The 25,363-nt window shown below is 58.2% G+C and carries 19 protein-coding genes; 8 read left to right on the top strand and 11 right to left on the bottom strand.

What is annotated here, in order from left to right; all coding sequences use genetic code 11:
- Nucleotides 1–83: 83 nt before the first annotated feature.
- Genes GOW04_RS19480 through GOW04_RS19460 form a run of 5 tightly spaced genes read right to left on the bottom strand, consistent with a single transcriptional unit; the run spans nucleotide 84 to nucleotide 5,847 of the window.
- Entirely contained in the window at nucleotides 84–1,100 is a 1,017-nt protein-coding gene (locus GOW04_RS19480; RefSeq protein ID WP_171233701.1) for an Ldh family oxidoreductase, read from the bottom strand.
- Nucleotides 1,101–1,111: 11 nt separating this feature from the next.
- The gene (locus tag GOW04_RS19475) at nucleotides 1,112–1,741 is read right to left on the bottom strand and encodes a DUF3726 domain-containing protein (RefSeq protein ID WP_171233700.1); all 630 of its coding nucleotides are present in this window, start codon (nucleotides 1,739–1,741) and stop codon (nucleotides 1,112–1,114) included.
- The gene (locus GOW04_RS19470) at nucleotides 1,738–3,426 is read right to left on the bottom strand and encodes a hypothetical protein (RefSeq protein ID WP_171233699.1); all 1,689 of its coding nucleotides are present in this window, start codon (nucleotides 3,424–3,426) and stop codon (nucleotides 1,738–1,740) included. The genes GOW04_RS19475 and GOW04_RS19470 overlap by 4 nt, the downstream gene beginning before the upstream one ends.
- A gap of 4 nt (nucleotides 3,427–3,430) precedes the next feature.
- Nucleotides 3,431–4,405 carry a membrane dipeptidase gene (locus tag GOW04_RS19465; protein ID WP_171233698.1) on the bottom strand — a complete coding sequence of 325 codons (975 nt, stop codon included), beginning with the start codon at nucleotides 4,403–4,405 and terminating at the stop codon, nucleotides 3,431–3,433.
- On the bottom strand, nucleotides 4,405–5,847 hold the full coding sequence (locus GOW04_RS19460; RefSeq protein ID WP_171233697.1) for an aldehyde dehydrogenase family protein: 1,443 nt from the start codon (nucleotides 5,845–5,847) through the stop codon (nucleotides 4,405–4,407). The genes GOW04_RS19465 and GOW04_RS19460 overlap by 1 nt, the downstream gene beginning before the upstream one ends.
- 103 nt (nucleotides 5,848–5,950) lie before the next feature.
- On the opposite strand from GOW04_RS19460, the gene GOW04_RS19455 reads away from it, so the two are divergent.
- The 3 genes from GOW04_RS19455 (at nucleotide 5,951) to GOW04_RS19445 (ending at nucleotide 11,411) form a co-directional block, all read left to right on the top strand.
- Nucleotides 5,951–6,835, top strand: coding sequence for a LysR family transcriptional regulator (locus GOW04_RS19455; protein ID WP_171233696.1), 885 nt, complete (start codon nucleotides 5,951–5,953; stop codon nucleotides 6,833–6,835).
- 116 nt (nucleotides 6,836–6,951) lie between these two features.
- Nucleotides 6,952–10,227, top strand: a complete 3,276-nt coding sequence (locus GOW04_RS19450; RefSeq protein WP_171233695.1) for an adenylate/guanylate cyclase domain-containing protein — start codon at nucleotides 6,952–6,954, stop codon at nucleotides 10,225–10,227.
- A 20-nt stretch (nucleotides 10,228–10,247) separates the two neighbouring features.
- Complete coding sequence (locus GOW04_RS19445) at nucleotides 10,248–11,411, top strand: hypothetical protein (RefSeq protein WP_171206422.1); 1,164 nt, start codon at nucleotides 10,248–10,250, stop codon at nucleotides 11,409–11,411.
- On the opposite strand, the gene GOW04_RS19440 is transcribed toward GOW04_RS19445, so the two are convergent.
- Complete coding sequence (locus GOW04_RS19440) at nucleotides 11,408–15,007, bottom strand: flavoprotein (protein ID WP_171233694.1); 3,600 nt, start codon at nucleotides 15,005–15,007, stop codon at nucleotides 11,408–11,410. The two genes, GOW04_RS19445 and GOW04_RS19440, sit on opposite strands and share 4 nt — an antisense overlap.
- 328 nt (nucleotides 15,008–15,335) lie before the next feature.
- Nucleotides 15,336–16,913: a DUF5928 domain-containing protein gene (locus GOW04_RS19435; RefSeq protein ID WP_171233693.1), complete on the bottom strand. Its 1,578-nt coding sequence runs from the start codon at nucleotides 16,911–16,913 to the stop codon at nucleotides 15,336–15,338.
- Nucleotides 16,914–17,056: 143 nt separating this feature from the next.
- On the opposite strand from GOW04_RS19435, the gene GOW04_RS19430 reads away from it, so the two are divergent.
- The gene (locus GOW04_RS19430) at nucleotides 17,057–17,875 is read left to right on the top strand and encodes a sulfotransferase family protein (RefSeq protein WP_171233692.1); all 819 of its coding nucleotides are present in this window, start codon (nucleotides 17,057–17,059) and stop codon (nucleotides 17,873–17,875) included.
- 155 nt (nucleotides 17,876–18,030) lie between these two features.
- On the opposite strand, the gene GOW04_RS19425 is transcribed toward GOW04_RS19430, so the two are convergent.
- Together GOW04_RS19425 and ilvD are read right to left on the bottom strand one after the other, a co-directional pair.
- On the bottom strand, nucleotides 18,031–18,483 hold the full coding sequence (locus GOW04_RS19425; protein WP_171233691.1) for an NUDIX hydrolase: 453 nt from the start codon (nucleotides 18,481–18,483) through the stop codon (nucleotides 18,031–18,033).
- 104 nt (nucleotides 18,484–18,587) lie between these two features.
- Nucleotides 18,588–20,420 (bottom strand): dihydroxy-acid dehydratase, encoded by a 1,833-nt coding sequence (gene ilvD, locus GOW04_RS19420; protein WP_171233690.1) that lies wholly within the window; start codon nucleotides 20,418–20,420, stop codon nucleotides 18,588–18,590.
- 107 nt (nucleotides 20,421–20,527) lie between these two features.
- Here ilvD and GOW04_RS19415 point away from each other — a divergent pair, with 107 nt between their 5' ends.
- From GOW04_RS19415 to GOW04_RS19400, 4 genes are all read left to right on the top strand, one after another.
- Entirely contained in the window at nucleotides 20,528–21,091 is a 564-nt protein-coding gene (locus GOW04_RS19415) for a helix-turn-helix domain-containing protein (RefSeq protein WP_152459708.1), read from the top strand.
- A complete protein-coding gene (locus tag GOW04_RS19410; RefSeq protein ID WP_171233689.1) occupies nucleotides 21,088–21,357 on the top strand; it encodes a hypothetical protein in 270 nt (89 codons plus the stop codon). The genes GOW04_RS19415 and GOW04_RS19410 overlap by 4 nt, the downstream gene beginning before the upstream one ends.
- A 71-nt stretch (nucleotides 21,358–21,428) precedes the next feature.
- Nucleotides 21,429–22,283, top strand: coding sequence for a 3-mercaptopyruvate sulfurtransferase (gene sseA, locus GOW04_RS19405; protein ID WP_152459710.1), 855 nt, complete (start codon nucleotides 21,429–21,431; stop codon nucleotides 22,281–22,283).
- The gene (locus GOW04_RS19400; RefSeq protein ID WP_171233688.1) at nucleotides 22,283–23,467 is read left to right on the top strand and encodes an amino acid aminotransferase; all 1,185 of its coding nucleotides are present in this window, start codon (nucleotides 22,283–22,285) and stop codon (nucleotides 23,465–23,467) included. Before sseA ends, GOW04_RS19400 begins: the two co-directional genes overlap by 1 nt.
- Nucleotides 23,468–23,598: 131 nt before the next feature.
- On the opposite strand, the gene GOW04_RS19395 is transcribed toward GOW04_RS19400, so the two are convergent.
- Together GOW04_RS19395 and GOW04_RS19390 are read right to left on the bottom strand one after the other, a co-directional pair.
- Complete coding sequence (locus tag GOW04_RS19395) at nucleotides 23,599–24,921, bottom strand: ammonium transporter (RefSeq protein ID WP_171233687.1); 1,323 nt, start codon at nucleotides 24,919–24,921, stop codon at nucleotides 23,599–23,601.
- Nucleotides 24,922–24,954: 33 nt separating this feature from the next.
- Nucleotides 24,955–25,293, bottom strand: coding sequence for a P-II family nitrogen regulator (locus tag GOW04_RS19390; protein WP_152459713.1), 339 nt, complete (start codon nucleotides 25,291–25,293; stop codon nucleotides 24,955–24,957).
- Nucleotides 25,294–25,363 lie beyond the last annotated feature (70 nt).

The raw sequence follows: 25,363 nt of genomic DNA, 5'->3' as shown, positions 1-25,363 counted from the left end.
ACACGCTGTGACCGTTGTCCCAAGGTCTTCCTATCAGCCATCGCACTCGCGGCAACCGTAATTTACTGGTTATGGGTCCTGACCTAGCCAGAGCCCAAAATTGCTTCAATCTTTGACAGGGTTGCGGAGTTCACTGCGACTCCCGCTTTGCTTGACGAAAGCCGGCTTTTGCGGCGGCCATCACCTGGCAGATGCGCGCCGTCCTGAGATCTGATCGACTCAACCAGAGTTGCCATGGCATTTGAAAACAAACCTGCGGAGGACGCCACGGGATCAATCGCAATGAAGAACTGCCCCGTCTTCGGGGGGCCACCGGCCGTTCCGGAAAAAGGCGATGCGTTCAACCCAAGTGTCGATCCGGTAAGGGCTGCGGCCATGACTTCGGTCAGCAAAGCAACACCCACGCCCTTGTAGCCGCCCGAGGGGGCCATGCTGCCTTTCAGTCCAACGTCAGGATCCGTTGTCGGGTTGCCGTCAGCGTCCAGCGCCCATCCGACGGGAATGGCCTTGCCTTCCCTTGCATGCTTCATCACTTCGCTTTTGGCGATGGTGCTGGCGCTCTGATCTATCAGCAGTGCGGGTTGACCATCTGTTCCCGGTGCAGCGATCGAGAACGGATTGGTCCCAACGACAGGTTTCGATCCGCCCGAAGGTGCGATGGATGCTGGCGCATTGGTGAACCCCAATCCGACCAGCCCTGCCTGGGCCAGCCGATACGTGTGATAGCCCAGCACACCGCAATTGTAGCTGTTTGTAATCGCCAATGCGGCGATGCCCTGTTCCTGTGCCGCAGGGATCAGCGCCTCGAAACCCAGATCAATGGCCGAATGTGCAAACCCGGTTTTGGCATCGACGCGGATGAGGCCCGGACGCGGGGTTTCAAGGGCGGGTTTTGCCTGGCCGTCCACCTTGCCGCATAGAACATGCTCGCAATAGATCGGGATATACGCCAGCCCATGGCTGGCCACGCCGTCCGCTTCGGTCGCGGCTGTGGCAACAGCCAAAGGGCGCGCGTTTTCTTCGCTTGTGCCGGCCGCAACCAGCGCATTGAATGACAGCTCTTCGATTTCGGCAAGCGAGAGGGTTCTGGTTTCGGTCATCGGGTGGTCCTTCAATCGTTGTTTGACAAGCCTGAACCAGCGCCAAGCAGCCGGGATTCTTCAGTTGCGGGGGCATAGGTGCGATGCGCCACAGTGTTGAGGAATTGCCACGTCCCCGGATCCGGGTCAGCGCGGCTGTGCAAGGAACGGGTGGGTCTGATGCGGCCGGTTTCGGTTATCCCGACGCGATTTGCCCTCTCCATTCCGAAATCTTCACAGCTGAGATGAACACCATCAGTGGTCGTGGAAACCCCGTCCAAAGTGATTTCCACAGTCGATTTTCGCTTTTTCGCCATGGTGGCGACAAAGGGCAGTAACAGAAGAGGTGCGGCAACATTGGAAATCAGAACTTTGCCCTGCGACAGGGCGTTCGGGAAATCGGATAATGCCGATCCGGTCATAAGGGGGCACAGATCCCGGGCGCCGGACCACATGCCGTCCCGGGCCTCTGGGATGTGATGTTCCAGGTGGGGCGCAAATTCCTGCTCAAGCAACTGGGCCAGGATCGCAGGCCCGTCAAACCCCTGGACGCACAGCCATCGGGTTGCTTTCGCGGCTTCCTCCGCCACACCCCAGGCATATCCAGCCCCACGGGTTGCGCGTTTGGCGGTGGCTTCCACTTCGTTCAACGAGAAGGTCATTGCACAACCTCCGGATAAATCCAAAGATCGGCGTTCGCGGTGTTCAGCTCTTCCGGGTAGGGCGCGCCCGCATACATGCAGATACGCACCCACCGATCCGAACGCGGGTCGAAATGCGTCGCCCCAAAGAAGGACAGTTTGGCGCGCAGCATATCAATGGGCATCACCTGCGCGCTGATCGTGTTGTCTCGAATTTCACCGTACGGAGCGATACGGCTGATTTGCGCGCGGCGCACGCTGTGGCGGTGTTCCGGATGGCGCAACAGAAACTCTGCTATCGGAGCGTCATCTGGCCAGTTCTGCAACGCTTCGAAAGCCAAGGTTGCATCCCGCGCCGGTGCAAGAGGTTGTTCATAATCCGAGATCGGCTCTTCGAACCGCTCGCCCAGCCGGGGTTCCAGCTTTTCTTCGGATACGTACCAGGCCCGCGCGCAGTTTTCGGCGGCGGCCCAATCAAGGTTCAAAGCCCAATCAAAGCTGTTCCGGATCAACGCACGCACCGCTGATACCGGCATGGTCCCATCAATCACCTGTGCAGAGGCGTCGGTGTCTGCCATGCAGCTCGCAAGCCCGTCAACAAGCGCGCCGTAAGGTTCAAGGATCAAAGAGGCCAGCAGCTCCTGACCTTCTTCGGTCAGCGCGGTTTCGGACCAAAGGATCAGACGGTTCCAGGGGTGATTCTGTGTCAGATCATCCTTGGCCAGGTATTTTTCGATTTCTTGCAGATCCGAATTCAGCGCCGCCAGCTTTTCCATCTGCACCGGGTGTTCAGATCGCCACCAGGCGATTGACTGTTTGCAGCGTGCAAAGACATCGCAAAAGACACGTGCCTCATCCGCCGAAGCCACATCAATGGACCGAACGCGCGAGATCGCCTCCTCGCGCACTATGATCCAGTTGTTGAACAGTACCGGGTGATTGACGATGAACGGTGCCATACCCAGGCCGGTCGAATTCCCGATACCCAGCCAGCGCGCGATGTCCGGATCAAGCTCTGCGGTCTGGTCTCGGCCTTTGACCCATGCCATGTGCTGTACCAGATCGCGCACAAAGGCGCGGGTCAGATAGACCGACAGCATCTCGATCTGGAACGGACCGCTGACTTCGGACCGGCCGGCTGTCTTTTCGCGGTCCGCCGCGCCGAATTTGCCCGAACCATAAACGGCCGTGGTCCGCATCAGATAGCCGACCTTGTAGATCTGTTCGAGGTCGGGTTGCCGTCCCGCAGCAAGCTGATCCACCACATGAGCCCAAAGCCGCACGGAACGGTTCGCCCGCGACAGGGACAGTTCGGCTTCGCTGACGCGTCCGGCTTCTTGCAAAGGAACATTCTGCGACAGACGGTCGATATCGTCCGCCGTTGGAATGCCGTCAAACAAGGTAAAGGTGGCATCCCAGGCCTCGGCAATCACCCGGTCCGATCGTTGTTCGGGCGGCAGGTCATGGGCAAAGGCGACCAGCGAATAGGCCCGATCGGGGCCTTGCGCGGTATAGACCGCATGGCCCACACCCTTGTTGTCAATTTCGAACGCGGGGCGCGAAAAGCTCCAGTTTTCTTCGGCCATGCGACGCGTCAGCTGCCGCATAAAGCTGAGCCGACATTGGTGCAACGATCCCAAACGTGACAGCCGCATGACCGTGGATGGGTCACGTCTGGCGATCTCTGTCTGCGCGTGTGGTTCCATTTGGTTACCTTTGTGGGACGAAGTTCTCGGCAAAGAACCGATACCAGTTCCCGCCCATGATCCCGGCCACTTCGTCATCGTTCAGGCCGGTCGCGCTTAACCCTTTTTCGATGTTGCCAAAGTCCCGGTTGTCCTGAAACCAACCCGGCATCGGTGGGAATCCCGGCGCCGAGGCCGAGCCTTCGCCATAGTCGATCTCTTTTGTCCAACGCCCCACACGCATCCATTCCACGACGCTGTCGGGCTGATCCTGACACAGGTCGGTGCCGATCCCCAGATGTTCGGCCCCGTATTTGTCAGCAGTGCGGGCGATCATTTCGCAGAAGCTCTCCAGCGTGCAATCGGACTTGTCTTTCAGGTGGTGAGGGTAGACCGAAAAGCCCAGCATCCCACCTTTTTCCGTTACAGCGCGGATGACGTCATCTCGCTTGTTGCGCAGGGCCGGGGACCATTCGTGCGGATTGGCGTGTGTAATCGCGATGGGCCGGTCCGAGATTTCAGCCGCCTCGATCGTGGAACGGTCCGCCGAATGGCTCATGTCGACCACAAGGCCCACGCGGTTCATCTCTTTGATGACCTGCTTGCCCATGCGGGTGATGCCGGTGTCTTCGGCCTCGTAGCAACCGGTCGCCAGCAGGGATTGGTTGTTGTAGGTCAGTTGCATGAACCGCGCGCCCAGATCGTGCAGGATTTCGACCAACCCGATATCGTCTTCAATGGGCGATGGGTTCTGAAACCCGAAAAACACGGCGGTTCGGTCCGTATTACGGGCCGTGTCGATATCGCTGGCCCACCGGCCTTTCATGATCAGATCCGGATATTGCTCGAACCAGCGGTTCCATTTCTCGAAATTCAGAACCGTTTCGCGGAAATTCTCATGATAGGAGATGGTGACGTGGATCGCGTCCACGCCCCCTTCGCGCAGCTGGCGGAAGATCTTTTCCGACCAGTTGGCATATTGCAGGCCGTCGATCCGCATCAGACGGGGCCGGCGCTGATATAGGCGGTTTTGACGGTCGTGTAGAACTCGGCTGCTGCTTTGCCCTGTTCGCGGGGACCGTACGAACTGTCACCCCGACCGCCGAATGGCACGTGGTAATCGGTGCCTGCGGTGGGCAGGTTCACCGTCACCACGCCGGTGCGTGCGTTGCGGCGGAAATGGGTTGCGCGAGCCAGCGACTTGGTCACGATGCCCGAGGTCAGGCCGAAATTGGTGTCGTTCACGACGCTCAGCGCCTCGTCATAGCTGCCGACCTTGATGACACTGGTCAGCGGTGCGAACATTTCTTCGCGGTTGATGCGCATATCGTTGGTGGTGTTCAGGAACACCCCCGGCGACATGTAGAAACCGTCATGGGGCATCTCCAGCCGCTGACCACCACAGGCCAGCTCGGCGCCTTCGGATTTGCCCAGATCGACATAGGCGAGGTTTTCATTCAACTGCTGCTGGCTGACGACCGGACCCATCTGAACGCCGTCCTCCAGCGCGTGGCCGACTTTCATCGCCTGTGCACCGGCCACCAGCTTTTCGACGAAGGCATCATGGATGCCCGCGTGGACGACCAGACGCGACGAAGCCGTGCACTTCTGACCGGTGCCGCCGAATGCCCCGCCCAGCGCCAGCGTCACCGCCAGATCCAGATCGGCATCGTCCATCACGGCCAGCGCGTTTTTGGACCCCATTTCCATCTGCACCTTGGTCAGGTTCTGGATCGCTGCGGCGGCGATACCTTTGCCCACGGGCACCGATCCGGTGAAGGAAATCGCATTGACCTTGGGGCTTTCCACAAGGCGTTGACCGATGGAACGGCCCGAGCCCATCACCAGGCTGAACAGACCCTTGGGGATGTCTTGCCGCGCGATGATTTCGGTCAGGGCCACGGCCGAGGCAGGGGTGATGTTGGCGGGCTTCCACACAACCGCGTTGCCATAGCAAAGCGCCGGGGCGATCTTCCACGAAGCCGTCGCGGTAGGGAAGTTCCACGGGCTGATGATGGCAACCACGCCAACAGCTTCGCGGCGCACGTCAATTTCGATGTCCGGGCGCACGGAATCGGCATTCTCACCGATCTGTCGCAGGCATTCGGCCGCATAGTAGGTGAAGAACTGACCGGCGCGGTAGACCTCGCCCTTGCCCTCGGCCAGCGGTTTTCCTTCTTCACGGCTGAGCAGAGTGCCGAGCTCCTCGGCGCGGGCCATCAGTTCGTTGCCGATGGCGTTCAGCACGGCCTGCTTGCGCTCCAACCCATAAGCCGCCCATTCCACCTGGGCCGCGCGCGCCTGATCCAGCGTTGTCTCAAGCTGATCAGCACTGGCCTGCGCGAACATGCCGACCAGATCGCTCAGATCCGATGGGTTGCGGTTTTCGATTTCGCTTTCGCCAGCCAGCCATTCGCCGGCAATCAGATTCAGTTTGGTCACGTCGGGCCCCAAATTCGCAAATTTCAGTTTGCGAAAGGATGGAACTTGCCGGCGACATCAGTCAAACTCAAATAACTTTAGAAAACTTCAGAAAGATTGAAGCATGGCCGTGAAAATTGAAATGCTGCGGTGCTTTTGCACCGTGGCCCAAACCGGAAATCTTGCCGAGGCAGCCAGCCGTTTGGGCCGCACGCAATCCGCGGTCTCAATGATGTTGAAACAATTCGAAGAGCATCTTGGCAAGAAACTGTTTGAAGGCGAACGGAAAAACCACCTTACACCGCTGGGTCAGCAAGTTCTTGAGCTTGCGCTCAAACAGGTGCGGGATTTTGACCAGGCCGTTCAGAATATTGAACTGGCGGCACAGGCCGAGCACGGGTTGATCCGTATCGTATCCGTGCCGTCCGTGGGGGCGTTGGTGTTTCCTGCCCTGCTGGATCATATGACGTCTCGCTTTCCCGGCCTGAAGATCGAGCTGCGCGACGGAGATTCGCAGCAGGTTCTGGATGCGGTCGCCGGGGACACGTCTGATATCGGCATAGCGTCCGGCCATTTTCCACTGAACGGGATCAGTGCAGAGCCGCTGTTTCAGGACCGTTTCGGCTTGGTTGCAGCGTCCGATCATCCGCTGATGACACGGGCGGAACCGCCAGCCATTTGCGATCTGGTGGCTCAGCCTTTCGTGCGAAACGCCTTGTGTGACTTTATCGAGTCCGCGCCTTTCCGAGAGATTTTGGACAGGGCCGAGGTCACCATTCACAACACGCATTCCCTGATCACGACTGTCAGGGCAGGCCAGTGGATCACGGTCCTGCCGCAGACCGTCGCGCAATTCATCCCGGACGCAGTTGCCTTTCGTCCGATTTCGGATTTGCCGGACAGGCGCGAAGTGTATCTTTATGTCAGGGAAAGAGCGCGGTTTCGCGAAATCTCCGAGGCCTGTCGTTCATTTGTCCTGTCGAGTGGATTTGGAAATTCAAGCCTGTGAATGCATCAAAAGGGGATTAACCCTGCTCAAAATCACAAATTAATTTGGTTTTTGCAGACTCACGTCCGCTGCCATGCTAGGTTCTCGTTTGAAGTGGGGGACTTCAGAGGGGCGATATGTCTCAAGACCTGAGGGGCTGGTTGAGCGCAAATGGATTAAACGAGTACGCGCAGGCCTTCATTGATAACAAGATCGACTTTTCCATTCTGCCTGATTTGACGGCCGAGGATCTGATCGAAATCGGTGTGACCGCTGTCGGCGATCGTCGGCGGCTTTTGCGTGCCATCGAGCAACTTGATTCCTCGCAGATCGCCGCAGAGCCTGAACCCGCAGCGCCGCACGAACCTGCGCGGCGGCAGGTCACGGTGATGTTTGCGGACCTGACCGGGTTCACGAAAATGTCCAGCAAGCTGGATGCCGAGGATCTGCACGCGTTGCTCAATCAGTTCTTCAGCAAAGTGGACAATGTGGTCGAAAAATACGGCGGACGCATCGACAAGCATATCGGTGATGCGGTCATGGCCGTTTTCGGAGCGCCGATCTCACATACCAATGACACGGAAAGGGCAGCACGGGCGGCAGCTGAAATCCACTCGGTTCTTCCGACGTTATCGCCGCCGCTGTCCTGCCATATCGGTATCTCTTCGGGTCAGGTCATCGCCAGTACGACAGGCAGCCAGTCGCATACGGAATATACGGTGACAGGTGATGGGGTGAATCTGGCGTCTCGGCTGACAGATATCTCAGGGGGCGGCGAGACTCTGGTCTCACATGACATTCAACGCGCGCTGGGCCCGTTGTTCGTGGGCGAATCCATCGGGGTCAAGGCGATCAAGGGGTTGAACGAGCCGGTTGAGGTCTGGCGTCTGGACCGGTTAGCCAGGAACATTCGGACCAGACGGCACAAATTCATCGGGCGCGAGCGCGAGATGTCGATTTTCTCGGCCACATTCGACCGATGCCAACGCCACGGAAAAGGTGAAGTGCATATCGTTCTGGGCGAACCCGGAATTGGAAAAACCCACCTGTCCGAGCAAGTGGCGGAACTGGCGACAAGCCTGTCCTACACGATCCACAACGGCGTTGTGATGGACTTCGGCGCGCGCGAAGGTCATTCAGCCATTCAGACCGTTGCACGCAGCATTCTGGGGCTTGAAGCGTCAGACGGGGCGGAAACCGGGGCGGCCGTTGCTAAAGAGGCCATTGCCAAAGGCTGGGTCAGCCCTTCCAACGCTGCGCATCTCAATGCTTTGCTTGAACTCGAGCAGGATCCGGGCCTGGCCGAGGTCTATGCGGTAATGGACAATAAGACCCGTCTGCGCGGGCGGCGTCAGGTGCTGGAGGAGCTGCTTTCCGCCAGCAGTCGGGAATCGCCCTTGCTTATTCAGATTGAAGACATCCACTGGGCGACGCCCGACATCCTGGCGGCGTGTTCTCATATCGCCGCGGTGACGCGGAACACGCCCTGTGTGTTGATGATGACCAGCCGGGCCGAGGGCGATCCGATCGACAGAGACTGGCAGATGGCCACGGATGGCGCGCTGGTGTCAAAACTGGAACTGGCACCGATGGGAGAAGAGCACGTCAGGCAACTGGTCGAAGAGTTCCGGGCCATCGATCGCGACTTGCTGGAAACCTGCGTCCAGCGCGCCGGTGGAAATCCGTTGTTTCTGGAACAGCTGTTGCGAAATACGGATGTGCTCAAACAGGAAACTGTGCCGGGCAGTATTCAGGGTATCGTTCAGTCGCGATTGGATGCGCTGGATCGCGCCAGCCGAACCGCCATTCAGGCCGCATCGGTTCTGGGTCAACGGTTCTCGCCCGAAGTTCTGAATTTCATTCTGGGTGAAGGGCATCTGGATACAAGCAACCTGATCCGCTCGGCGTTGATCCGAGAGGCAGGGCCCGATTTCATGTTTACCCACGCGCTGATCCGGGACGGGTCCTATGCAACACTGGTCAAATCCGAGCGCGCCCGTCTGCACCGGCAGGCGGCTCAGTGGTTCGAAGACAAGGATGCAACCTTGCGCGCCCAGCATCTGGACCGGGCCGGGGCCAATAACGCGGCGCAAGCCTATCTGGAAGCAGCCGACAAATTGATTCAGGCCTTCCGGTTCGACGATGCCAGCCCGCTGATCGAGCGTGCTTTGGAATTGCCGTCCCCGGCGGGTGTCCGATTTGACCTGCTGTGCGCGCGGGGCGAAACCCATCGGTTGCAGGGGTTGTCAAACGAAGCTTTGGACGAGTTCAAAGACGCCGCCCGTTTGGCTGAAACAGACGAGCAAATCGCCCGGGCCCATATCGGGCTTGCGCAGGCGGCGCGGCAAGCAAGCCTGTATCAGGACGCGCTGGAAGCGCTCGACACGGCCGAGGCAGCAGCACAGCGCTGCGGGTCCGAGGAAGATGAGGCCCAGATAAGCTATGTGCGCGGCAACGTCTATTTCCCGCTGGGCCGGAACAAAGAAGCGCTGAAGGCCAACGAGCGGGCGCTCTCGCTTGCCCGCAAGCTGGAATCCCCGCGCCTTGAGGTTGGGGCGCTGAGTGGATTTGGCGACGCCAATTTCATGAAAGCCTCGATGAAGACGGCGGCGGGGTTCTATACCCAAGCCGCTGAAAGGGCGCGCGAAAAAGGGCTGGTTCGGGACCTTGCGGCCAATTTGCACAATCTCAGCGTGGCGCGCAGCTATACTGGGGATGTCGGGCAGGGCCGAGCAGATGCCAATGAGGCGATTGAAATCTCGCAGACCTATTTCGCCTTCGTTCCGGAATGTGTCGCGCAAACATGCCTTGGTGTGGCCGAGACCTTTCTGGGCAGCCTCGACCGTGCGCTGGAAGCCTTTGGGGTTTCTGCCGAAATCGCAGAGCGCGTGGGCGCAAAACGCCTTGAAGCGCAGGCGTTGGAACATCTGGCCAGAACGCAGGTTTATGCCGGCCAGGTCGGGCGCGCACGTGAAACCGGTCTGCGAGCGGTCGAAATTGCGCTTGAACATGGCCGCAACTTTGTTGGACCCAAGGCCCTTTCAGCCCTGGCGATGGCCGAAACGGACCCGGATGAGCAAACGCGCCTTTTGAAACTGGGTTCCGAGATCATCGCCGAGGGATGTGTCGGCCACAGCCATCTGCACTTTTTCCCCGATGCCAGCGCCGTCATGCTGGCGCGTGGTGATTGGGATGCCGCACTTGAATATGCGGAAGGCCTTGCCGCGTTCACCAGGAACGAGCCGTTGCCGATGGTTGACTTGTCCATTCGTCAAACACGGTTGTTGGCCGAGAGCGGAAGGCAGAATACTCCACCGTCACAGCATAGCGGTTTTGCCGGTATGACCGAGCATTTTGCCGCGATGGGCATTACCCAATCCTTGCTGGGCCGCGCGGATTTTCTGACCGGTTAGGCGGCAAGGCAGGAGGCTGAATGAGCGTCGAAAAAAAGGTTTGGCTTATCTCTGGCCTGCTGACCTTTGGGTTGGCCGCCTTGTTGCTCAAGCTTTGGATCGAACTGAACCATTTCGAGGAAGACCTGACGCAGCTGCCCGATCAGGCTTCGGTAGATGCGTATCTGTGCAGAATGGACGTGGCGCCGGACTATCGTTTGAGAACGGGGATTTTCATAAAGTCGTTCAGCTTTCTGGGCGCCAGTGACGTGCGGCTTACCGGCTATATCTGGCAGCACTACAAGGAAAAGGAACATGATGCGATCCTTCCCGCCGAAGGTGAGGTTGGATTTCTTCTGCCCGAAGCGGTCGATACGGCAAGCGGCCTAGTTGAAGAGGCATACCGCTTGTCACAACCCGAGGGCGTCTTGATTGGTTGGTATTTTGAACAAACTCTGCGCCAGAGCTTCGACTACACCAGCTATCCCTTCGATCACAAAACGGTTTGGGTGCGGTTCTCGCCCGCTTCTTTCGAGGTCAATATCGCACTGGTTCCTGACTTCGAGGCTTATCCGGCGACCGGACCGGATGACATTTTCGGGATCGACAACCGGATCGTGATGGGCACGTGGGAGCGAGAAAACACCTATTTCGACTACAAGCTGTCGAAACTGGACACGACGCTGGGCATCCGGCAGAACGCTTACCAGACCAACACGCCCGAGTTGCATTACAACTTCGTCATCAAACGCAATTTCGCAAACGCGTTCATCGTTCACATGATCCCGTTGCTGGTCGTGGTGATGCTGCTGTTCGGTGCGGTCATGACAGTCACGCGCCGCGAGGGTCTGGTAGAGCGGCATGACTTCAGCACGTCCAGCGTGATCGGCACCTGTTCGGTTCTGTTCTTCGTGATCCTGCTTGCCCATGTACAACTGCGCGAAGGATTCGCCGGATCGCCCGTGATCTACATGGAGTCGTTCTTTTTCCTTATGTATTTCATGTTGTTGGCAGTTTCGATCAACACGTACCTTTTCGCGTCAGAGGCGGTAACGTCGCTGCGGATCATCCATTATCGGGACAACCTGATTCCAAAGGCCAGTTTCTGGCCCTTCGTGCTGCTGTGCATGGTGGCGATCACGGCCTATAACCTCAGCATCAAGGATAGCGCGGAACCGCCACCGATCAGCACGCGGGAGTGTTAGGCCACGGGTTCAAACCCGGGTTTGGGTTCGCCTTGCGCCATATCCAGCGTGTAGTCGCTCACCACTTCGGACGTACCCTCGCGCCAGCTTTTCAGGTATTTTTCCGGATCCGCGATCACATAGGCATATGCGGGTTTCATCGCCCCGTCGATGACGACGTTGATTTTCTTGCGCACATAGACATTCTCGGGTGAGCCGGGGCCGTGATACCCTTCCAGCCTGTCCAGTTCGCCGAGGTCGGATTCGGTGACACGGTAGACCTCTCCACCCACTTGCTTGCCCATCCCCTGCTGATCCACAAGGGTTGCCATGCGATGCAGATACCCACAGTTGGGATTGTCGCAGAATGGTTCCTTCGGGATGATCAGGGGCATTGGCTGCCGGGTGCGCGCCGTTCCCACGAATTCATTCAGGACCGCGCTGTGTGCGTCATGATTGGGGAACCCCTGCTTCAGTGATCCATAGGTGAAATACAGGTAAGAGGGTTCGTTCACCGCCACGAAGCTTTCGTCACGCCCCTGTTCGGGGTCTGCCATCTTCAGGTTGTGATCTTGCGCCCAGGCGTCCAGCATGGAACGGATTTCCGGTTCGATCTGCATGCCCTGAACGAATTCGATGCACGGGGTCGCATCCATGTCTTCAGCCCGCAGCAGGATTTCCACCATCTTCGGTGCCTTGTTCATCACCGCCACATGCAATGCGGTGAACCCGTGATCGTTGACAATGTTGACGTCGATATCCCTGTCGATCAGGTCTTGGGCGGCCTCATAATCCGGCTTGCCCAGATCATGGCCGCTTTCGCCCAGTTCGCCTTCACCGCCTGCTGCATAGTGCAACAGTGAATCTCCATGGGCCTCGTCCACGATGTTGACGCCCACTACCCCTTCGTCGATGGCACGGAACACGCGCTTCCATTCGTTGATGTCATCGGCGGCAGCGGCTTCGCGCGCCCATTTGCAGACGCGATACTTCTGGTCGTCCAATTCCTCGAACGCATCCGCCAAAGCTTCCATGATCTGGTCCGGCGTTGCCATCATGCCGATGCCCATCCGGCCGTTCGACAGGCGGCCTTCGCGCGGTCCGACGAAATCGACCCCAAGGGTCTTAAGCTTGTCGACGTTGTTCTGCGTGGTGATATTGTTCCACATATTAGTATTGCACGCGGGGCAGAGGATCACGGGTTTCTTCTGGTATTGCCAGGCCACGAAGACCGAGGTCAAAAGATTGTCGGCGATGCCATTGGCAACTTTACCCATCGTGTTGCAGGTGATGGGGGCCACGATGACGCAATCTGCCCAGTCACATAGTGCCAGATGCGAAGCGCGCACCGGCATGTCGAAATTCAAATAACGGAAATTCCACTCGTCATCATCGCGGTAGTAGTCATTGTGGGTGATCTTGGCGTCGATCCGTTCGGCACCGAAATCCCGAAAGAATTTCTCGGCCGAAACAGACGGGATCAGTTTCACGTTATGCCCCGCGTCGACAATACGTTCGACAAGCTCGGGGATCTTGTCCGCCGCCGACGACCCGCAGGCACAGAGCAATACGTTTCGCTTTCCGGCGTTCACTTGATTCATCACCCCCTTGGGGTAGCCGAACGGGTTCTTCTCAAGGCTTGGGGTTTCATTCAGTTCGGATACCGGCAGCCCTTCCTTGCGCATCCTGGCCTGCAATTCACCGGCCTGGATCATGTCTACGATGTCTTCCAGCTTTTCACTTTTGCTGATGCATTTCCCTTTGAAAAACAAATACGGCACGTCCGGTCTTTCGCCCAGCGTCACCAGTTGCCGCCGCATCCTGATCATATTGGGATCGCGCCCGCCCACGTCGATCTGCTTGACGGTCGTTGCCCCGATATTCGAAAGAATGCTGCGCAGCATATAGGACCACGGGTCTTCGTCCTCGTAGAACAGAACCATCGTATTGTGCTTGATGATGCTGGCAACATCGCTTGGGTTTTCGGGCGGTTCGACCTCTTCGATCACCAACAATGCAGGGTCTTCGAGATCCCGCAGACCACGGAAGATGTTGCTGCGCGGCGCTTGCCAGACCTGCGAGGTTGCCGGGCTCATATCGACTATGGTCACAACGTCTTCATCGTCGTCATAGTCTATGCACAGGCACCAGAACTCTTCGAGCAACGCAGTTTCCCGGAACACGTTGTCCGGCGGGCGGATCGCCTCGATCCCGGTGACGCGATTGAAGTCGATGTTGATCATCAGGTGGCGATTGCTGTCGGGGGTCAGGCTTTTCAACTGCGCCTTGAACCAGTCTTCGGGGGTTTGGATTGATTTGTCATCGCGGGTCTCAAAGCTCTGGAACGAACTGCTCAGATGCAGGTTCTCGGATTGTCTGATATACTTTTCGACCATGTCGTGCATGTCTTTGGCGGTGGCGACCCGGCGGACAGTATCCGTGAACGACACCTGGGCCGCCCGCAGCAACTCGTCCTCGTCCACCCTGTAGTCGCCGTGAATGGCGAGGCTTTCCACCAAAACGCCGATCGAGTTCATGTTGGGCGTTGCCCGGCGGAACAGGTTGCGGCGTTTCTTGGGATCTTTCGCCAGATAACGTGTGCTGTCGACGTAATTGCACCGCTGCTTGAAGGTCTTCAGATGCGTCTTGACCGCGGCCCGTGCCGAAAACCGCAAAAGGCCGCGGGACCGCATCGAGGTTCCGTCACGATCCGACATGGCTTGCCACAACCGTTCGACGGTTGTCACCCAAAGCTTGCCGTATTTCTCAGGGTGCACATCCATCATATGCACCAGCCCCGTGCTTGGATTGCACTTGGCGATGACGGCAAAATGGCCGCCGGGCATAGTCTCGTTGCCATGGGCAAGACCGACCTGGAAATTCGCCACCAGAATGTCGTTGTCACCGCCCAGCCGGTTGGATTCGTCGATCGCCTCAAGCAGCAGCGGCACATTGGTTGTGTCTGCGTCCATGAAATAGGCCTGAACCTGAACCCTCTCGCGCAGCCCCTGCGTGTGAATGTAGGTGCAGGCGACGTCAAAAAGCTCGCCCAGCGAGATTCCGTCGTTCACGACAAAGGACGAGGGCAATGCGCATTCGCGGAAGATGTCATTCACTTCGCAGCTGAACCCCAGCGCCGACATGCTGAGAGCGGCCGCCGTGACACTGCAACAATTGATCGGCTGCTGAAAATTCTGCAACTGAACGCTGACCAGATCACCAAACATCGTTGCAAAACAGGGTTGCCGGACGCTCTCTGGTATCTGAAGCCAGTTCTGGCTGGATAAATACGCCAACCGGGTTCCATCCAGCGCAAGCGCTTCAAGGCTGACAGGGATATCCGAGATCTGAAGGTGTTCTTCATAGAAGTAATCACCGACATCCGCGCTGGCCAATGGTTTCCCGTTCTGGCGCAACTGAACCACGCCACGCAGCACGATATACATGCCGTTCGCTGGCAGAACCGCGTTTCCGGTCACCTCGATACATTCGAATTGTGGGTTGATGACGGCTGGGTCGGCGATCTGAGCCTTGCCCGGAAGAACATCATATATCATCTTCCAGTCTGCGTCGCTTGGGGTGTAAGGTCTGGATTTGGAAATTTGATCTATGGTCACAACTGTGTCCCCCCGGAGTTGCGTTGCAATACTTCAATCTTCGGTCAGCCAGTGCCTCTGGTTCTTCGAAGCTCGGACACCGGTCATTCAGAATAAAAGACCTGCCTGTTTTCCGTGTTTGTTCCTGGCAAGGGCCGTGTTGCTGATGGAAAAAGTATGAACAAAATGGCCCAATTGGCTGCACAGTATCCGATATTTGAATAAAAATCACGAGTGCAGTTGCAGCGGTTGCTGCCTTGCGTGGCGGAACACCTGCCATCCGCGATTTGGATTGCGCGGGTCACGGGTGCCAGCCTTCGGGCAGACAATCTGTGAAGGGCTTTGGGGATCAGTCGAGGAAAAGGTAATCCAACTGCATAATGGCTTGGGCTTTGTCTTCACCAACCCCAAGAAACTTGGCAATAACCGCTTCATTGTCGGCGCGCGTGGCCGTTTCCCGTAGGCGCAGGTAATTGTCCAGCCGGGCGGCGCGGATCCGTTCGGATTCATAACCCAGATCGTTGCGAAGGGTCGGCAGCAAGGAAGCAACGGTTTCCGTTGGGCTGTTGTCTCCGGCCAGCCCGACGCGACGCGCGTGGCCGATCAGATAATCGTCCGAGTATTCGCATTCTATCTCAAGCACGTGGGTTTTGGCTTGGTCGCCGCAGAAATCCTCGAGCGCGTCAAGATAGGCCGGGTCAAGGCACAGCACCAGCTGATCCGACCCGAAACTGTCGAACAACAGGCGCAGAACGGCGCGCCGGTGACGAGAGCGCTTAGTCAGTGTGGATTCGATCCCGCCCAGGTCCGGCAGCAACGTTTTTTCTTCGTTGAACAGGTATTCTACGCAGGGAATATCCGTTTCAGATGCGATCTGATCCACAAGACGTTTGGCGACATGCCATTTCTTGCAGACGATCACGAACAGTTCCCGTTCCGGGCCGAGTACGCTCCCGGCTTCCCAGAAGCGTTGTCCGAACCGGCGGCCGATGCGTCCGCGGCCGGTGAGAAACGCGTACAGATTGCGCCCCTCGTTCGAGATCGGGAAATCGACACCCTCACTGGCATAGAGCGAGCCGAGCCGGGCCTTCAACTCATGCGCCTCGGCGCTGATCTTGCGGGCGAACAGATAATCCTGGCCCAGCAACATGTCATAATGGTCATTGTAGAACGTGACCGGCATTCCATAGTCCGAGAACATCAGGAATGTCGGCGTTCGGTTTTCAATCTCGTTTTTTGGGATCAGGTGACGCACCAGCGTCTGAAAGAAGGTTTCATCAGGGATCCACGTGGTCGAAAAAAAACGGATCACATCCCGGCGCTGACGCAGGAAATCCAGAATCATTTCGACGGTTCTACGACGCAGGCACCACCATTGGCTGCCAATCATCATCTGAATGTCCTGGGGGATGTCCCGCGTCAGACCGAGGCGCTTTTGCAATTCATAGGCGGCATAAAACAGCTTGGACTGCGTGCGCTCGTTGAAGTAGTGGCGATAGATCAGCCGGTCTTCCTTCATGCCGGTCTTGATCCAGTTGCTTTCAAAGAAATCGTGACTTTCGATGAAATCCTTGTCGTTATCGTCGAGGTAACGGTGCGTGTATTCAGCGGTTTTAATCGCCATGCAGTCACCAGACAGCATGTAGAAATGTGTGGCGCGCGGGAAATTTTCCACGGCGGCTTCCAGGGCGTTCAGCGTGGCCCGGACCAGCGACCATTCTCCCCAACCGCATCTGACGCGTTTTTTTGCAAAGGTCACATTGGGGTTCTGATCCAGTGCGGAACGAATGCGCTCATAGGCTTTGGCGCTGGCGCTGGCGTCAAAATGGATGGCCATGCAATCGCTGACAGCGGTCAGTTGTTCGGCCTGTGCAATGATGGCTTCAGGGTCCTTGTGACACAGCAATATATAGGCGACTTTTGCCATTGAGATTACGCAATATCCGTTTCTGCCTGATTTCAACCGTGATACTGAGGATGAACGATTGAATAAACAGAATAATTTTGGTTCTTTGTAACCAAAAGCTGGCGTGTCGGATCGAGACCTGGCCAGCGGAGGAGGCACAGCAGATGGGGTTTCCCGGTACCTGGATGACCGAGAGCGAAAGCATGGTGTACCGCGTGGTGCCCAAATGTGCCTGCTCGACCATTGGTCAGATCATGTATTTCTCGGATCATGGTCAGTTCTTCGACGGTGATATCCATGATGCCAAGGACGGCATGCACAAATGGGCATTTGATCAGAGCCAGGAGCTGATCTCGAACAATGTGCGCAATCACGCGTCCTATTCGTTCACTTGCGTGCGCAATCCCTACACTCGCATCCTCAGCTCATTCTTTGACAAGATCTGTGGCATTCAGCGCAACGGCAAGAGATACCGCGGCAATCTGGTGCCGACGCTGATCTATAACTACGGGATCGAAGTGGGCGGCGACGACGGCAAGGGAGAGTTTGACCAGATCGCCAGCTTCCGCCGGTTTCTGCTGTTTGCGCGTGATACGATCCGGTGGCGGCGCCCGATGGACCCGGACATTCACTGGTCTGCGATGTCAGGCCACGTGTCCACTTTCATCGTGAACGGCGGTCACTATGACCGGATATTCTGGACAGAAGCGTTCAATGACGGGATGCAGGATGTTCTGGACAATGTCGAGCTGAAGCACCCGGTCAAACTGTCCGAGATTCCACGGTTCAATGAATCCGAAGGGCACGGGCCAAAACGTGCGCATCCGGTCGAGGACTACTTTGACGATCTGTCAATGCATCTGGTCTACGAGATCTACAAGCAGGATTTCGAGCTGTTCAAATACGACTTCGAAAACCCGGCGAACAAGATGCCGATCGGTGAAATCGATCTGGATGAAATCCACGCCAAATTGGGCGACTGACGGTGGGGTGCTCCCGCCCGTCGTCGATATTTCTTGCGAAGCATCTCCTCCGGTTGGGCCCGGCGCCGCGCGTTGCGCGGCGCCGGGCCCAAGGCCAAACGTGGCATCAGCGAAGCTGATGGTGCGATTTGGGCGTGGGAGGGTCTTTTTGCGTTTCAGTCTGAGCTCAGGTGCTGTTTGAGACCGTTGGGAAAAAGCTGCGGTCCGTCACGTGTGCCCAGTTTGCGGATGTCGCGCCAACGGGCGGTGCAGATTACCCCGTAGTCTTCGCGGAACGTGATGGGTGCTTCCGGCAACTCTGCTGGATTTGCAAGGCGCACGTCCGCAGCGAAAATGATCTCATGCCCAAACGATCCTTCGTGGGTGTAGATGTTTTCGAGCACCAGCGGCGCATCTGATACTTCGACATCAACTTGGAGTTCTTCACGAAACTCGCGTTTCAGCGCAACTTGCCAGGTCTCGCCAAACTCGATGCTTCCGCCAAGCGGGTGCACACCTTTCAACACGTTGTCGTCGTCACGAACATCTGCCACAAGCAGCCGGGGTCCCCGCCAAAGCAAGCCAATGGCTTTGACACGAATACTATTTTGTGGACGCCAGATAATCATGTCTCAGCACCGGAACAGCTGATTGGACGGAAGAAGGCCCCGCTGATTTTGAATAGCGAGGCCTTTGAAGCTATTGCGGTTTTGATGATTTGAAAACCAATTCGTCAGACTTGACGCACAGCCCCTTTTGCTGCGCTTGTCGTCAGCTTGGCATAGGCCTTGAGCGCGGTTGACACCTTGCGCTTGCGCGGTGCGGCGGGCTCCCACCCCTTTGCGTCCTGTTCTTCGCGGCGGGCGGCCAGCTCTTCATCCGAAACCGCCAGATGAATGGTGCGGTTGGGGATGTCGATCTCGATCGTGTCGCCATTCTGAACCAGACCGATCTCACCGCCTTCGGCCGCTTCGGGTGATACATGTCCGATCGACAGGCCTGATGTGCCGCCCGAGAAACGGCCATCGGTCAGCAACGCGCAGGCTTTGCCCAGGCCCTTGGACTTCAGATATGACGTCGGATATAGCATTTCCTGCATCCCCGGGCCACCGCGCGGGCCTTCATAGCGGATGACGACCACATCGCCTTCTTTCACCTTGCCCGTAAGAATGTCGTTGACCGCCTGATCCTGACTTTCGCACACGTAGGCCGAGCCAGTGAATTTCAGGATATTGGCGTCCACGCCGGCAGTTTTCACGATGCAACCGTCGCGGGCGATATTGCCGAACAGAACGGCCAGACCACCATCCTGGCTGAACGCGTGTTCTTTCGAGCGGATCACGCCGCCTTCGCGGTCGGTGTCCAGTTCCTTGTACCGGTTGGACTGGCTGAACGCCTGTGTGGTGCGCACACCGCCGGGGGCGGCCTTGAACAGCTCCTGCGCCTTTGGATTGTTGGCGACCTTGATGTCCCAGTTGGCGATCGCTTCACCCATTGTGGCCGAATGTACCGTGTTGCATTCCTCGTGCAGCAGGCCTGCGCGGCTGAGCTCTCCGAGGATCGAGAAGATACCTCCGGCGCGGTGGACGTCTTCCATGTGCACATTTTCGGTGTTGGGCGCGACTTTGCACAGGCAGGGAACGCGGCGGCTCAGGCGGTCCATGTCGGACATGGTGAAATCAACGCCGCCCTCATGCGCGATGGCCAACAGATGAAGCACCGTATTGGTGGACCCGCCCATGGCGATGTCGAGGCTCATGGCGTTTTCGAATGCTTCGAAGGTGGCAATCTCGCGTGGGAGAAAACCTTTTTCATCCAGATCGTAATGGCGCTTGGTGATCTCGACGATCCGGCGGCCTGCCTCAAGGAACAGCTCTTTGCGGTCGGCATGTGTCGCCAGTGTCGAGCCGTTGCCCGGTAGAGCCAGGCCCAATGCTTCGGCCAGGCAGTTCATCGAGTTCGCAGTGAACATGCCAGAACAGGACCCGCAGGTCGGGCAGGCATTCTCTTCGATGTGTTGAACCTGTTCGTCGGTGAATTTGTCGTCCGCCGCGGCGACCATGGCGTCGACGAGGTCGATTTTCTTGGCATCCAGATCTGCGATATCGATCTTGCCGGCCTCCATCGGCCCGCCCGAAACAAATATGGCAGGGATGTTCAGGCGCATCGCGGCCATCAGCATGCCGGGGGTGATCTTGTCGCAATTCGAAATGCAGACCATCGCGTCGGCACAATGCGCGTTGACCATGTATTCGACCGAATCCGCAATGACTTCGCGCGAGGGCAGCGAATACAGCATCCCGTCATGGCCCATTGCGATGCCGTCATCCACCGCGATCGTGTTGAATTCTTTTGCAACGCCACCGGCGGCCTCGACCTCGCGCGCAACCATCTGACCCAGGTCCTTTAGGTGGACGTGACCGGGCACGAACTGGGTGAACGAGTTGACGATGGCAATGATCGGTTTGCCAAAATCATCGTCTCCCATGCCGGTGGCGCGCCAAAGGCCGCGTGCGCCAGCCATGTTGCGGCCGTGGGTTGAGGTTCTGGATCGGTACAATGGCATGATGCTGTTTCCCTGTTGCCTCGGGTTGCATGTCTTGGGGTTCGTACGTTATAGCGCACGTACCACATGTGCGCTATAACGCACAAGAGGATTCGCGGGACGATGAGATGAACTCTGACGATATAACGCTGAAACTGCGAGACGTGCGCGCGGCATCGGGCCTGAGCCTGTCGAAAGTGGCCGAGATGACGGGCGTGAGCAAAGCCATGCTGGGGCAGATCGAGCGCGGCGAATCCAGCCCGACCATCGCAACGCTGTGGAAAATTGCCAAGGGGTTTCAACTGCCGCTCAGCGCGCTGATCGATACGATGAACGGGGATCCTTCGGTTTTTCAGACCGTAACTTTCCCCGGCACGATCGAGGTCAAGATCGTCTTTCCATTCGATCCCGCTCTGGGGGCCGAGACGTTCCACGTCAACCTCAAGCCGAACCAAAGCCACGAGTCGCCCGCCCACGCGACAGGCGTGACCGAGGAGGTCTTTGTTCTGAACGGCACGCTTGAGATCCTGCGCGGAGACGAGTGGGTTTCCCTACAGGCCGGGCAGGGGTTGCGTTTCGCGGCCGATCTTCCGCACGGGTATCGCGCCGGTCCAACGGGGGCGGCCTTTCTGAACATGCATCATTACGCCCAACACACCGAATTTGTAGAGAACGGCAAGGCCCATTCATGACCGCATTTTTCGACAGCCTGACCATCGTCGACGCCATCGGCTCTTTCGGGGCTCTGATCGTGATCGCCGCGTATTTCGCAACACAGATGCGGATGATGAACTCGGATGATCTGGCCTTTCCCGTGATCAACCTGCTGGGCTCGGTGCTGATCGTCTATTCCCTGCTCCAGAACTTCAATCTCGCATCAATGTTGATCGAAGGGTTCTGGATTCTGATCAGCCTCATTGGGATTATCCAACATTTCCGCCTGCGCAGCGCCAAGTGAGCGCTATCCAGCCTTGAACCCCTATGCCGCCGGGTATAGGGAAAAATCAAGCGCGCTTAGGGGAGGCTTTGATGCAGGACGATCCAAAAACCCTCGTATCCACTGAATGGCTGGCCGCGCATATGAAGGATCCGGATCTGCGGATTCTGGACGGGTCGTGGTACTTGCCCGCGCAAAATCGTGATGCACGGGCGGAATATGACGCAGGCCACATCCCCGGGGCGCGGTTCTTTGACATAGACGAGATATCGGATCACCGTTCCGACTTGCCGCATATGGCGCCTCCGGTCGAGAAATTCATGTCGCGCCTGCGGGCGATGGGTGTGGGTGATGGTCATCAGGTCGTGGTTTACGATGGCGCCGGGCTGATGTCGGCCGCGCGCGTCTGGTGGCTGTTCCGTCTGATGGGGCAGGAAAACATCGCGGTTCTGGATGGTGGATTCCCCAAATGGCAGGCGGAAGGGCGCGAGGTCGAAGACCTGCCGCCGGTCATCCGTGATCGTCATATGACCGTCCGGGTGCAAAATCAGCTTGTCCGGGATGTCACGCAAGTTTCCGCCGCCGCCAAGCTGGGTGATCATGAGATCATCGACGCCCGCTCTGCCAGCCGGTTTTCCGGGGCCGAGGCCGAACCGCGCGAGGGGCTGCGCTCGGGGCATATTCCGGGTTCACGCAATGTCCCCTTTGGCCAGTTGCTGAACGCCAATGGTACCATGAAGTCGCCGGAAGAGTGCCGCGCCATATTCGAGGCCGCGGGCGTCGATCTGTCGAAACCGGCGATCACCTCGTGCGGGTCTGGCGTGACCGCCGCGATCCTCAGCCTTGCGCTTGAGCGCATGGGCAAGAAAGACCACTCGCTTTATGACGGCTCATGGGCTGAATGGGGCGCCTTCCCGACCCTGCCCGTCGCAACCGGAGAGACCTGATGTTCGAGAACCTGAAACCGCAGCCTGCCGACAAGATCCTGGCGCTGATGCAGATGTACCGCGAAGACCCGCGCGATCAGAAGATCGACTTGGGCGTCGGCGTCTACAAAAACGCGGAAGGCATCACCCCGGTCATGCGCGCCGTCAAAGCGGCCGAGCAGCGCGTCTGGGACGAGCAGGAAACCAAAGCCTATACCGGGCTGGCCGGCGACCCGGCCTATGCGGATGCGATGATCGGGTTGATCCTCGGCACGTCGGTTGAGCGCGGCAATATCGCCGCCGTGGCGACACCGGGCGGCACCGGCGCCTGCCGTCAGGCATTCGAGATGATCCGCATGGCCAACCCGTCGGCGCGTGTGTTCGTGTCGAACCCGACCTGGCCGAACCACCTGTCGATCCTGAACTATCTGGGGATGGAGGCCGTCCCGTACCGGTATTTCGACGGCGAAACCCGTGGTGTCGATTTCGACGGCATGGTCGAGGACCTGAAAACCGCCAAGGCAGGCGACGTGGTCCTGCTGCACGGTTGCTGCCACAACCCGACCGGCGCCAACCTGAACATGGTGCAGTGGCAAGAAGTTGTGAACATCATCAACGAGCTTGGCCTCGTGGCGATGATCGACATTGCCTATCAGGGGTTTGGCGACGGTCTGGAAGAAGATGCGCAGGCGACCCGTCTGGTGGCCTCGTCGGTCAAGCGCTGCCTGATCGCGGCGTCCTGCTCGAAGAACTTCGGTGTCTACCGCGAGCGCACCGGCCTGCTGATGGCGATCAGCGATGATGCGGCGCAGACGGCTCTGAACCAGGCGACTTTGGCGTTTTTGAACCGCCAGAACTACTCGTTCCCGCCCGATCACGGCGCGCGGGTTGTGACCACGATCCTGACCGACGACGCCCTGCGTGCCGACTGGAAAGCCGAACTGGAAGAGATCCGTCTGTCCATGCTGGGTCTGCGTCAGCAACTGGCCGATGAACTGCAGCGCCTGACCGGCTCGGACCGCTTTGGCTTTGTCGCGCAGCACCGTGGCATGTTCTCGCGTCTGGGTGCAGCACCGGAACTGGTCGAAAAGCTGCGTGCCGATCACGGTATCTACATGGTCGGCGACAGCCGCCTGAACATTGCGGGCCTGAACGCAACGACCGTGCCGATTCTGGCCAAGGCGATTGTCGACGTCGGCGTCTGAGCCAACCATCCGAAATTGACAAAAGCCGCGCTGACCAGCGCGGCTTTTTTTGTTTTCTGGCCCTATCTAAAAGACCCTGCCCAAAAGAAAAGCCGGGCGCGAACGCCCGGCCTTCGAGTGGTTAACTCAGGTTAGCCCTTGGAGAACTCGGGGTAGGCTTCCATCCCCAGCTCGCCCATATCCAGGCCGTTGATCTCTTCTTCTTCGCCAACCCGCAGGCCAACAGTTGCCTTGAGGATCGAGAACAGGATGAAGCTGACCACGAAGACAAAGATGCCGATAGCCGCGAAGCCGATGATCTGGGTCACGAAGGACGCATCACCGTTGGTCCAGGCCACGATGAAGGTGCCCCAGAAGCCTGCGATCAGGTGAACCGGGATGGCGCCGACCACGTCATCGATCTTCATCTTGTCCAGCAGCGGCACGGTGTAGACCACGATCACGCCGCCGATGCCGCCGATGATCAGCGCCTGGAACAGCGACGGTGCCAGCGGTTCGGCGGTGATCGAAACCAGCCCGGCCAGCGCGCCGTTCAGAACCATGGTCAGGTCGACCTTGCCATACATCACCTGCGTCAGGATCAGGGCGGCGACGGCACCGGCGGCAGCGGCCATGTTGGTGTTGGCGAAGATACGGCTGATGTCGGCCATGTCACCGATCGTGCCCATGGCCAGCTGCGAGCCGCCGTTGAAGCCGAACCAACCCAGCCACAGGATGAACGTCCCCAGGGTTGCCAGCGCCAGGTTCGAGCCGGGGATAGGCACAACTTTGCCTTCCTTGTTGTATTTACCGATGCGCGGGCCCAGTACGATGGCACCGGCCAGAGCTGCGAAGCCACCTGCGGCGTGAACCAGGGTCGAGCCGGCGAAGTCGCTGAAGCCCATCTCGGACAACCAGCCGCCACCCCACTGCCAGGACGCTTCGATCGGGTAGATGATGCCTGTCAGGACGATCACGAAAAAGAAGAAGGGCCACAGTTTGACGCGCTCGGCCATGGTGCCCGATACAATGGACGCGGTGGTGGCGCAGAACATCAGCTGGAAGAAGAAGTCCGATCCGACGGACGCATAGGACAGGTCGGTTTCGACACCTTCCAGACCAACCGGTTCCAGTGACGTTGGCGAGAACGCGCCCAGAATGCCGGTGATGGTCCAGCCGTCGCCCGGATACATCAGGTTGAAGCCCACCAGCCAATACATGATGGCTGCAAAGGAAAACAGGCCCATGTTCTTGATCAGCTGCATGGCAACGTTCTTGGAACGCACCAGGCCGGCTTCGAGCATGGCAAAGCCCGCGGCCATCCAGAATACCAGAAAACCGCCGACCAGAAACAACAGCGAAGTCAGGATGTATTGCGTATGCTGCGCAGTCTCGCCGGTGGCCTCTTGCGCCAGGCCCATCTGCGGCAGCGCGACGATCGCCGCGGCAGGAATGAGAGTTTTCATCAGGTTCATGTTCAGTCCTCGAATGATTGTCGGTCGCGGCGCCTACAGCGCCTCTTCGTTGGTTTCCCCGGTCCGCACGCGCAGCGCCTGCTCGACATCGAGGACGAAAATCTTGCCGTCGCCGATCTTTCCGGTCTTGGCGGTTTTGGTGATGGTCTCGACGATCTGGTCGGTCATCGCGGCAGGCACCACGATTTCCAGCTTGATCTTGGGCACGAAGTTCACCGCGTATTCGGCCCCCCGATAGATTTCGGTGTGGCCGGATTGCGAGCCGAAGCCCTTGATCTCGGTTACCATCATGCCGCGCACGCCGGCCTCGGTCAGTGCTTCGCGCACCTCCTCCAGCTTGAACGGCTTGATTGTCGCAATGATCAGTTTCACGTCTTTCCCCTCTGGTTCTCCGGTGGAACCGGTTTGTTTGCACCTGCAGAAAAATGCGCGACTGATCGTG

This window comes from Ruegeria sp. HKCCA4812 (assembly GCF_013034245.1).
Classification (GTDB): Bacteria; Pseudomonadota; Alphaproteobacteria; order Rhodobacterales; family Rhodobacteraceae; genus Ruegeria.
Note: the sequence above shows the minus strand (reverse complement) of the source record. Positions and strands in the feature narration are given on the sequence as shown.

What these genes read in the sequence shown, in the direction of transcription:
- GOW04_RS19480 (WP_171233701.1), bottom strand. Translation starts at nt 1,100, where the DNA reads ATGACCGAAACCAGAACCCTCTCGCTTGCCGAAATCGAAGAGCTGTCA.
- GOW04_RS19475 (WP_171233700.1), bottom strand. Translation starts at nt 1,741, where the DNA reads ATGACCTTCTCGTTGAACGAAGTGGAAGCCACCGCCAAACGCGCAACC.
- GOW04_RS19470 (WP_171233699.1), bottom strand. Translation starts at nt 3,426, where the DNA reads ATGGAACCACACGCGCAGACAGAGATCGCCAGACGTGACCCATCCACG.
- GOW04_RS19465 (WP_171233698.1), bottom strand. Translation starts at nt 4,405, where the DNA reads ATGCGGATCGACGGCCTGCAATATGCCAACTGGTCGGAAAAGATCTTC.
- GOW04_RS19455 (WP_171233696.1), top strand. Translation starts at nt 5,951, where the DNA reads ATGGCCGTGAAAATTGAAATGCTGCGGTGCTTTTGCACCGTGGCCCAA.
- GOW04_RS19450 (WP_171233695.1), top strand. Translation starts at nt 6,952, where the DNA reads ATGTCTCAAGACCTGAGGGGCTGGTTGAGCGCAAATGGATTAAACGAG.
- GOW04_RS19445 (WP_171206422.1), top strand. Translation starts at nt 10,248, where the DNA reads ATGAGCGTCGAAAAAAAGGTTTGGCTTATCTCTGGCCTGCTGACCTTT.
- GOW04_RS19435 (WP_171233693.1), bottom strand. Translation starts at nt 16,913, where the DNA reads ATGGCAAAAGTCGCCTATATATTGCTGTGTCACAAGGACCCTGAAGCC.
- GOW04_RS19430 (WP_171233692.1), top strand. Translation starts at nt 17,057, where the DNA reads ATGGGGTTTCCCGGTACCTGGATGACCGAGAGCGAAAGCATGGTGTAC.
- GOW04_RS19425 (WP_171233691.1), bottom strand. Translation starts at nt 18,483, where the DNA reads ATGATTATCTGGCGTCCACAAAATAGTATTCGTGTCAAAGCCATTGGC.
- ilvD (WP_171233690.1), bottom strand. Translation starts at nt 20,420, where the DNA reads ATGCCATTGTACCGATCCAGAACCTCAACCCACGGCCGCAACATGGCT.
- GOW04_RS19415 (WP_152459708.1), top strand. Translation starts at nt 20,528, where the DNA reads ATGAACTCTGACGATATAACGCTGAAACTGCGAGACGTGCGCGCGGCA.
- GOW04_RS19410 (WP_171233689.1), top strand. Translation starts at nt 21,088, where the DNA reads ATGACCGCATTTTTCGACAGCCTGACCATCGTCGACGCCATCGGCTCT.
- sseA (WP_152459710.1), top strand. Translation starts at nt 21,429, where the DNA reads ATGCAGGACGATCCAAAAACCCTCGTATCCACTGAATGGCTGGCCGCG.
- GOW04_RS19400 (WP_171233688.1), top strand. Translation starts at nt 22,283, where the DNA reads ATGTTCGAGAACCTGAAACCGCAGCCTGCCGACAAGATCCTGGCGCTG.
- GOW04_RS19395 (WP_171233687.1), bottom strand. Translation starts at nt 24,921, where the DNA reads ATGAACCTGATGAAAACTCTCATTCCTGCCGCGGCGATCGTCGCGCTG.